Source organism: Streptomyces sp. NPDC001450, assembly GCF_053597295.1.
The window spans coordinates 44,194-52,459 of sequence record NZ_JBSFHY010000053.1; the positions used below are offsets into that span (position 1 = coordinate 44,194).

At 71.4% G+C, this 8,266-nt stretch carries 9 protein-coding genes and 1 pseudogene; 7 read left to right on the forward strand and 3 right to left on the reverse strand.

All coding sequences use genetic code 11. From position 1 onward, the window contains the following. Positions 1–43 precede the first annotated feature (43 nt). On the forward strand, positions 44–511 hold the full coding sequence (locus ACWC5O_RS39900; protein ID WP_450581394.1) for a MarR family winged helix-turn-helix transcriptional regulator: 468 nt from the start codon (positions 44–46) through the stop codon (positions 509–511). 4 nt (positions 512–515) lie between these two features. Here the strand turns inward: ACWC5O_RS39900 and ACWC5O_RS39905 are convergent, their stop codons facing one another. Continuing rightward, entirely contained in the window at positions 516–1,109 is a 594-nt protein-coding gene (locus ACWC5O_RS39905) for an NADPH-dependent FMN reductase (protein WP_450581395.1), read from the reverse strand. A 102-nt stretch (positions 1,110–1,211) separates the two neighbouring features. Here ACWC5O_RS39905 and ACWC5O_RS39910 point away from each other — a divergent pair, with 102 nt between their 5' ends. Next, on the forward strand, positions 1,212–2,051 hold the full coding sequence (locus ACWC5O_RS39910; protein WP_450581397.1) for a helix-turn-helix domain-containing protein: 840 nt from the start codon (positions 1,212–1,214) through the stop codon (positions 2,049–2,051). 25 nt (positions 2,052–2,076) lie between these two features. On the opposite strand, the gene ACWC5O_RS39915 is transcribed toward ACWC5O_RS39910, so the two are convergent. Continuing rightward, on the reverse strand, positions 2,077–2,694 hold the full coding sequence (locus tag ACWC5O_RS39915; RefSeq protein WP_450581399.1) for a phosphotransferase-like protein: 618 nt from the start codon (positions 2,692–2,694) through the stop codon (positions 2,077–2,079). A gap of 48 nt (positions 2,695–2,742) precedes the next feature. Continuing rightward, the gene (locus ACWC5O_RS39920; protein ID WP_450581400.1) at positions 2,743–3,951 is read right to left on the reverse strand and encodes an MFS transporter; all 1,209 of its coding nucleotides are present in this window, start codon (positions 3,949–3,951) and stop codon (positions 2,743–2,745) included. 54 nt (positions 3,952–4,005) lie between these two features. Here ACWC5O_RS39920 and ACWC5O_RS39925 point away from each other — a divergent pair, with 54 nt between their 5' ends. From ACWC5O_RS39925 to ACWC5O_RS39945, 5 genes and pseudogenes are all read left to right on the forward strand, one after another. Then, positions 4,006–4,749, forward strand: coding sequence for an AraC family transcriptional regulator (locus ACWC5O_RS39925; RefSeq protein ID WP_450581402.1), 744 nt, complete (start codon positions 4,006–4,008; stop codon positions 4,747–4,749). A gap of 45 nt (positions 4,750–4,794) precedes the next feature. Further along, positions 4,795–5,237 (forward strand): annotated as a pseudogene (locus tag ACWC5O_RS39930) (NPP1 family protein). Positions 5,238–5,289: 52 nt separating this feature from the next. Further along, positions 5,290–6,246 carry a GlxA family transcriptional regulator gene (locus tag ACWC5O_RS39935; protein WP_450581404.1) on the forward strand — a complete coding sequence of 319 codons (957 nt, stop codon included), beginning with the start codon at positions 5,290–5,292 and terminating at the stop codon, positions 6,244–6,246. A gap of 103 nt (positions 6,247–6,349) precedes the next feature. Next, on the forward strand, positions 6,350–7,348 hold the full coding sequence (gap, locus tag ACWC5O_RS39940) for a type I glyceraldehyde-3-phosphate dehydrogenase (protein ID WP_450581406.1): 999 nt from the start codon (positions 6,350–6,352) through the stop codon (positions 7,346–7,348). A 302-nt stretch (positions 7,349–7,650) separates the two neighbouring features. After that, positions 7,651–8,151, forward strand: coding sequence for a hypothetical protein (locus ACWC5O_RS39945; RefSeq protein WP_450581408.1), 501 nt, complete (start codon positions 7,651–7,653; stop codon positions 8,149–8,151). The last annotated feature ends 115 nt before the right edge of the window (positions 8,152–8,266 follow it).

Consider the following 8,266-nt stretch of genomic DNA (forward strand, 5'->3'; position numbering starts at 1 on the left):
CGTAATCTGCCCGCACAGTAGACCGACCGGAAGGACACCGGCAATGCCTTCGGACCCGTCGCCGGACCTCGCCCACCTGCTGAGCCACGCCGAGCGGCGGCTGGCCCGGCGCCTGGCCGCCCTGCTCGCCGAGGAGGGCTGTTCCCTGGAGCGGTGGCGCGTGCTGTCCCTGACGGCCGACGGCCGGGGCCACCCGATGACGGAGATCGCCGACCACGCACTCATGCCGGCCCCGAGCCTCACCAAGCTTGTGGATCGTATGGTCGCCGACAACCTCGTCCACCGCCGCCCCGACCCGGCCGACCGCCGGCGCGTCCTGCTGCACCTCTCGGCCCGCGGTCGCATCCTTCATGACCGCGCGGCCCACCGGGTCGCCACGGAGGAGGCCCGCCTGCTCACCGCCATCGACGACGACGGAACTCTCGCCGGCGCCCTGTTCCGGCTCACAGCCGCGCTGGACCAAGGCGTCGTGGCACAGGTGAATATGACGGAGCGCCAGGTGACGAGCTGAGGTATCACGCCGGGTAGGGCGCCGCCTCGCGTGCCGACCGGAGCGCGCCCGCCCACCAGGCCAGCTGGTCGAGCAGCGTCTTGGCGTACCCGGGGGCCTCGGGGTCGAGTGGACGGCCCTCCTCCCAGGCGGTGAAGTAGTTCGGGAAGGCGAGACCGTCGCGGATCGTCACCGCGTGCAGCTCGGTCAGGACGTTCTCCAGGTGCAGGACCGCGTGCCGGCCGCCTGCCGCGCCGCCGTAGCTGACGAAGGCGACGGGCTTGGCCGTCCACTGGGAGAAGTGCCAGTCGATGGCCGCCTTCAGCGAGGCGGGGTAGCTGTGGTTGTACTCCGGCGTGACCACGAGGAACGCGTCGGCGTCCGCCAGCGCCGAGGTGAGCGCCGCCATCCCGGCCGGACGGGGGTAGTCGTCGCCGGCGTGCTTCGGCGATGCCGCGGGCAGGGACAGCGGGATGTCGATCTCGGCGAGATCGACGACGTCCACGTCGAAACCCCCGTGCTGACGCGCCTGTTCGGCGACCCAGGACGCCGCGACCGGACCGAAGCGTCCGTCGCGGACGCTGCCGACGATGATCACGAGCTTGTGTGTGTTCTCCATGCCCACCACGATCGGCCCGGCCTCACCACCGCAGCCAGACCCTGCTCAGGCTGGCCCCCGCAGGGCCACGCTGAGCAGCGGGGCGCGCCCTATCCTCGGGGCATGGGAACGCCACTGGGGGACTTCGTCCGGGCCAAGCGCGACAGCATCCAACCGGAGTCACTGGGGCTGCCGGACCGCGGCCGCCGCAGGTCACCGGGGCTGCGGCGGCTGGATCTCGCCACGCGGGCCGGGATCAGCGTCGAGTACCTGACCCGCATCGAGCAGGGCCGCGACCGCAATCCCTCGGTGGCGGTGGTGAACGCTCTCGCCGACGCCCTCAGCCTCGACCCCGCCGAGCGCAGCCACCTGCGCTACCTCGCGAAGATCACCGGCGGCGAGTGCTCCGCCCACGCCCTACGGCCCGCTCCGGCGTGCCGGGACGTACGAGCGGCCGTCCTTCAGACGCTCCGTCTGCTCGAGCCGGGCATCGCCATGGTGACCAACCGGCTCGGCGACATCCTCGCCCACACCAGCGCGTTCGAGGCGGTGACGAGCGCGGGCGGGCTGCTCGACGCCGAGGCGCCGAACCTCACCCGCTACGTCTTCACCGACTCCCGCGCCCGGTCGTTCTTCGTGGACTGGGACGACGTCGCGGACGAGCAGGCCTTCGACCTGTGGCTCGGTCCGGGCATCGAGACCACCGAGTGGCTCACCGCGGAACTCGCGCCCGTCGCGGGCCCCGACTTCACCCGGCGGCTGAACCGCCACGTGGTCCCGGAACGAGGGGTCCTCCGGCTCCGCCACCCCTCCGGGTGCGCACTCCGACTGTTCCGCGAGACGCTCGACCTCTCCTCGGACGCACAGCAACTGGTCGTCTTCCTTCCCGCGGACGAGGCGACGACCCAGGCCGTCGACCGCCTCCGCGAGCGGGCGCACGGCCGGCTCCGGGCCATCTCCTGACGCCCCGCCGTGACTCCGGCCCGTGTCAGGCCGGATCCCGCAGGGTCGTGCGGAGCTGCTCGAAGGCGGTGGGCCGCGGTCGGGCCGGCAGGAAGTCGCGGATGCGCAGGGCGCATTCCTCCGGGGAGAGCAGGCTGGTGTCCACGTCGAGGTCGTGGACGCCGTGCGAGTGCACCTGGTCGTACTGCATGGCGGCCAGCCCCGGCTGCCGGTCGCCCCGTTCGCGCTCGCGGCGTTCCAGTTCGGGCAGCGGGCAGCGGACCCCGATCAGGACGGTCTCCTCGGGCACCAGCAGATCGAGGAGGTCGAGCAGCCGCCAGCGGCGGGAGAGCGGATGGTCCACGACCACGTTGTTGCCGCCCGCGGCCATCCCGGCGACGGCACGGTGGAAGCCCTTGGCGGTGCGGTCGATCTCGGCCTGGAGGTCCCCGTCGGCTATGGGCTTGTCGCAGCGCATGGAGTGGAACGCGTCGACGGGCATGTGGAACCACGTGCCGTCGAGCAGGTCGAGGAGCGCCCGGGCGATGCTGGACTTGCCGGAGCTGGACGTGCCGTTGAGCAGGATGACCGTGCCCCCGGCGGGGGTGCCGGGGATGCGGGCGTGCTCCGGGTCGGCCGTGGCCTGGGCCGCCTCGGTCGCCATGATGTGCTCCTTCCGTACGCAGGGATCCTCAGCCGGTGTGCTCCGTGATCATCGCATGGGGTCACTCCGTCGTGCCCTGCGAGCAAGTCGCCCCCGGTCGGCGGTGGTTGGGCCGGGCGGCACGGAGTCGGGTTCGGGCAGGGCGCGGAACAGGACCCAGCTCAGCGCCGGCATGAGGATCAGGGGTGCCAGCGCGGTCCGCAGGGAGGTCGCATCGGCGAGGTGGCCGATGAGGGGGCTGGCCAGGCCGCCGATGCTGACCGTCAGGCCGAGGGTGATCCCGCTGGCGGTGCCCACCCGCGAGGGAAGGTAGTCCTGGCCGAGCGTCACCTGGAGCGAGAACGGTACGTACAGGCCGGCCGAGGTCAGCGCCACGAACAGGTACAGGGCCGGGCCCGGCACGAACACCACGCCCGCGACCGCCGCGGCCGAGACCAGGTACGACCGGCGGGCGGCCGTCACCCGACCCCAGCGGTTGGCCAGCGCGCCGCCGAGCACGGAGCCCACCGCGCCGCCGAGGTAGAGCACGAACAGCGCCGCGGTGCCCGCCGCGGTGCTGCCGCCCAGGCGCTCCTTGGCGTACAGCGAGATGAAGGTGCTCAGTCCGACGAAGACGATCGAGCGGCACACCACAGCCAGGGACAACTTGACGAACGCCGCCCTGTCGTCACCCCGGGCCGCGAGCGCCGTACCGGTGCCGGCGTACGGCTGCTGCCGCAGTGCGCGCAGCACGGGCAGGCACAGCAGGGTGCCGACGAGTGCCGGCAGCACCAGCAACGGCGTCAGACGCAGTCCGCCGGCGGCAACGACGGCGGAGACCAGGAGCGGAGCCAGCGCGAAACCGAGGTTGCCGCCCAGCGAGAACCAGCTCATGGCGCTGTGGCTGCCCCGGCTCGCGAGCCGCGCGATGCGGGCGGACTCGGGGTGGTAGGCGGCCACGCCGATACCGGACACCGCCATGAACATCAGGGTGAGCCCGTACGAGCCGACCGGTCCGCTCACGGCGATGCCCAGTCCGCCCAGCAGCGTGCTGACCGGCAGCAGCCAGGGCACCGCCCAGCGGTCGGTGAGGAGACCGAACAGCGGCTGCGCCACCGACGACAGCAGGGACGCCGCCAACACGATGCCGGAGACGGCGGCATAGCCGTAGGCGCGCTCGGCGACGAAGAACGGGACGAGGGAGGCCACCGCGCCCTGGTAGATGTCGACGCAGGCGTGCCCGACGGACAGCAGAGTGATCGATGCATTCCTTGGCACCGAGTCAGGATCCGCGACCGGTGCCGTGTCGGGCTTCCGATAACCTGCCAACCGATGACGAAGATCCGCCACGAGCCGATCGCCCCCACCCGCACCCGGCGGCTGGCGCCCGGCGCCGCCATAGACGCCCACCGGCACGACGACCACCAGATCGTCTACGCCGGACGGGGAGTACTGGCCGTCACCACCGGCGCCGGTTCCTGGATCGCCCCGGGCACCCGCGCCATCTGGGTGCCGGCCGGTACCGTGCACGCCCACCAGGCCCACGGCGAACTCGAACTGCACCTGGTGGGACTGCCCGCGACCGAGAACCCGCTCGCCCTGGACACCCCGACCGTGCTCGCCGTGGGCCCGCTGCTGCGCGAACTGATCGTCGCCTACACCCGCACCCCGGACGACGACAGCCCCGAACGGGCCCGGCTGCGCGCGGTGTTGCTCGACCAGCTGCGCGCTTCGCCCCAGCAGCCGCTGCACCTGCCGGCGCCGGCCTCGCCGGTGCTGCGGACGCTCTGCGACCTTCTGCGCGCCGACCCGTCCGACAGCCGCACCCTCACCGAGCTGGGGCGGGAGGTCGGGGCGAGCGACCGCACCCTGTCCCGGCTGTTCCGCAGCGACCTCGGCATGACGTTCCCGCAGTGGCGCACCCAGCTGCGGCTGCACCACGCGCTGGTCCTGCTGGCCGAGAAGACGCCGGTGACCACGGTGGCGCATCTGTGCGGCTGGTCGTCGGCCAGCGCGTTCATCGACGTCTTCCGGCGCACGTTCGGCCACACGCCGGGTTCCCACCCGACGGGCTGACGGACACGTCCCGGCTCAGCCGCAGCCGAGTGTTCGTCAACTCGCGTGGGCGCACTCGGCGCGCTGAGGCTCGTCGTGGCGGTGCCGGCGAGCGCCGCAGAACGCCGACGGCCTGGAACAGACCTTCTCCCCCGCCTACGACCTACGCCCAACTGGCCGACGCCAACACCTACTCACGCGAGAAGTGCAACAAAGGCTGGTGCGCGGTGATGTACGCCAGCTACTTCGAGAAGGACCAGGCGACGCACCCGAAGATCGTCTACCACAAGGACGGAGCGTCCACCCACGACTTCCGCTTCGCCAACACCGGCGACGAGCCTCCGGAGAACGTGACCGGCGGCTGGTTCCTCCCCCGCCCGGCGGGCTACCGCGACAAGCTATTGAGCGCCGACTTCGGCACCGCCACCATCAAGATCAAGGACGGCGACTTCCCGTACGCGCTGGCGCACTCCATGCCGTCCGGAATCCCCTTCGCCCCCGACGCCTGACGACTCCTTCGCTCCGGGAACCGGTGGCGCGCGAGCGATTACCCTGGTCATCGTGCCTGTCTCCCGCCTGCGTCGCGTCGCCGTCCTCGTCCTCGAGGGTGCGAAGCCGCTCGACGTCGGCATTCCGGCGCAGGTGTTCACGACCCGCGCGAGCATGCCGTACGAGGTGCGGGTGTGCGGCGCGGCGCCGGGTCTGGTGGCCGGCGGCGACGGTCTGTCGTACCACGCCGCCCACGGCCTCGACGCGCTCGGGTGGGCCGACATCGTGTTCATCCCCGGCTACCGGTTCCCGGACCGCGAAGACCCCCCGCGGACGGTCGTCGAGGGGCTGATCGCCGCCCACGAGCGCGGCGCGCGGCTCGCCGCCATCTCGACGGGAGCCTTCGCGCTCGCCGCCACGGGCCTGCTCGACGGCAAGCGCGCCACGACGCACTGGCACTACGCACGGGCGCTCGCGGCGAGGCATCCGCTCGTCCGGGTCGACGAGAACGTGCTGTTCGTCGACGAGGGCAGCGTACTCACGTCGGCCGGGGCCGCCTCCGGGATCGACCTGTGCCTGCACATGCTGCGCGGCGACCTCGGTGTGGCCGCCTCGAACCACGCGGCCCGGCGCCTGGTCGCGGCCCCCTACCGCAGCGGCGGTCAGGCGCAGTACGTGCCGCGCAGTGTGCCCGAGCCCCTCGGCGAGCGGTTCGCCGCCACCCGCGAGTGGGCGCTGCACCGGCTCGCCGAGCCGCTCACCCTGGAGGCGCTCGCCCGGCACGCGGCGGTCTCGCCGCGCACCTTCTCCCGGCGCTTCGCCGAGGACACCGGGTACACGCCCATGCAGTGGGTCATGCGCGCCCGGATCGACCTGGCCCGTGAGCTGCTGGAACGTTCGGAGCGGAGCGTGGAGAAGATCGCCGCCGATGTCGGTCTCGGCACCGGCGCGAATCTGCGGCTGCACTTCCAGCGCATCCTCGGCACCACGCCGAGCGAGTACCGGCGCACCTTCACCAAGGGCGAGTAGTCGATCACCACCTGGCGCGATCCTTTCGAACCATGGCGATCGCGCCGCTGTCCCGGTCGGCCGCGTACCGAGACCCTGGTGGCGAACCGAAGGGACATGACTGATGACTCGCATCGCCATCAACGGATTCGGCCGCATCGGACGCAACGTGCTGCGCGCGCTGCTGGAGCGCGACAGCGATCTCGAGGTCGTCGCCGTCAACGACCTCACGGAGCCCGCCACCCTCGCCCGGCTCCTCGCCTACGACACGACGGCCGGCCGGCTCGGCCGCCCGGTGACCGTCGACGGGGACACCCTCGTCGTGGACGGCCGTCGCATCAAGGTGCTCGCCGAGCGCGACCCGGGTCGGCTGCCGTGGGCCGAACTCGGTGTCGACATCGCCCTGGAGTCGACCGGCCGTTTCACCTCGGCGAAGGCCGCCCGCGCCCACCTCGACGCGGGCGCGAAGAAGGTGCTCGTCAGCGCGCCGTCGGACGGCGCCGACGTCACGCTCGCGTTCGGCGTCAACACCGACGCGTACGACCCGGCCCTGCACACGATCGTCTCGAACGCCTCGTGCACGACCAACGCGCTCGCCCCGCTGGCCGCGGTGCTCGACGTACTCGCCGGCATCGAGCACGGGTTCATGACCACGGTGCACGCCTACACGCAGGAGCAGAACCTGCAGGACGGTCCGCACCGCGACGCGCGCCGTGCCCGTGCCGCCGCGGTCAACATCGTGCCGACCACGACGGGTGCCGCGAAGGCGATCGGCCTGGTGCTGCCGAACCTCGACGGCAAGCTGTCGGGCGACTCGATCCGCGTGCCGGTTCCGGTCGGCTCGATCGTCGAGCTCAACACGACGGTCTCCCGTGACGTGACCCTCGACGACGTGCTGGCGGCGTACCGCACCGCGGCCGAGGGCCCGCTCGCCGGCGTCCTCGAGTACTCGGACGACCCGCTGGTGTCGGCCGACATCGTGGGCAACCCGGCCTCGTCGATCTTCGACTCGGCCCTCACCCGCGTCGACGGCCGCCACATCAAGGTGGTCGCCTGGTACGACAACGAGTGGGGCTTCTCGAACCGGGTGATCGACACCCTCGAACTGCTCGCCACCCGCTGACCCGGCCACGGGGCGGTCCCACATCTGGGACCGCCCCCTTTTCAGTGCGGAGCCGGAGAAGGCCAGCAGGGCCTTGCCCCACGCCGGTGCAGGTCAGCGGGAGGCTGCCGCCGATACGGGAGGGCAGCTGCACCGTCGGCTTCGGCAGGCCGGTCCGCTCCGAAAGTTCCGACCGACGAAACAGCCTGCAGTAGCGACGTGCGGGTGAACTCCTTGTCCGAGGCCGATGCGGCGGGTCGGCAGCGGGTATGCCGCATCACGTAATCCTGCATGATTTCGCCGCTCAGGAAAGGATCTCAAAGGTGCGAAAGACAGTCGTCTGGGCTGCCACGCTGGCTGCCGCTTTCTCTCTCGCTACCCCCGCGGCTGCCGCGCAACGTCACCCGGACAATGATCGCCCCTGCGATATTTCCAATCGGTCGAATGAGCAGGACTGCCTCCTGCAGTTCGAGCTTCGGGCCGCACAGGAAGATTCCCTTCCGGGGAAGACCGGCTCGGTAACGATCCAGAGCCTGGACGCGTCTCAGAACGGGGCCGCGATCGGAACCGTGACCGGAATTATGTCGAACTTCACCGCAGGGCCAGGTGAAGGAATCTACACCTTTCGACTGTCCAATGGGCAAGGGCAGGTGGGCGTTCAGTTCGCTCAGCCGGGCAACAACCAGCAGACAACACCCCTCATCGTCACAGGGGGCAGTGGAGTATTCGACTGCGCCACGGGCTCCGGCACCGCGGAGGGCGGTGGCGATGACTCCCCCATCCTCGTCAAGCTACACCTCAGGTTTGTGTGCAAGCCCCGCTGACGAATTGCCACATGCACGGCCCGAGGGCGCGGACTGCTTCGAGACCGTCTCCGACGGGCGCCGGTTGTCAGGGCACAGGGTGGTGCCACAGGGCCTTGGGACACTCGCCGGTCAC

Coding starts and splice junctions, on each gene's coding strand:
- ACWC5O_RS39900 (WP_450581394.1), top strand. CDS start 44: ATGCCTTCGGACCCGTCGCCGGACCTCGCCCACCTGCTGAGCCACGCC.
- ACWC5O_RS39905 (WP_450581395.1), bottom strand. CDS start 1,109: ATGGAGAACACACACAAGCTCGTGATCATCGTCGGCAGCGTCCGCGAC.
- ACWC5O_RS39910 (WP_450581397.1), top strand. CDS start 1,212: ATGGGAACGCCACTGGGGGACTTCGTCCGGGCCAAGCGCGACAGCATC.
- ACWC5O_RS39915 (WP_450581399.1), bottom strand. CDS start 2,694: ATGGCGACCGAGGCGGCCCAGGCCACGGCCGACCCGGAGCACGCCCGC.
- ACWC5O_RS39925 (WP_450581402.1), top strand. CDS start 4,006: ATGACGAAGATCCGCCACGAGCCGATCGCCCCCACCCGCACCCGGCGG.
- gap (WP_450581406.1), top strand. CDS start 6,350: ATGACTCGCATCGCCATCAACGGATTCGGCCGCATCGGACGCAACGTG.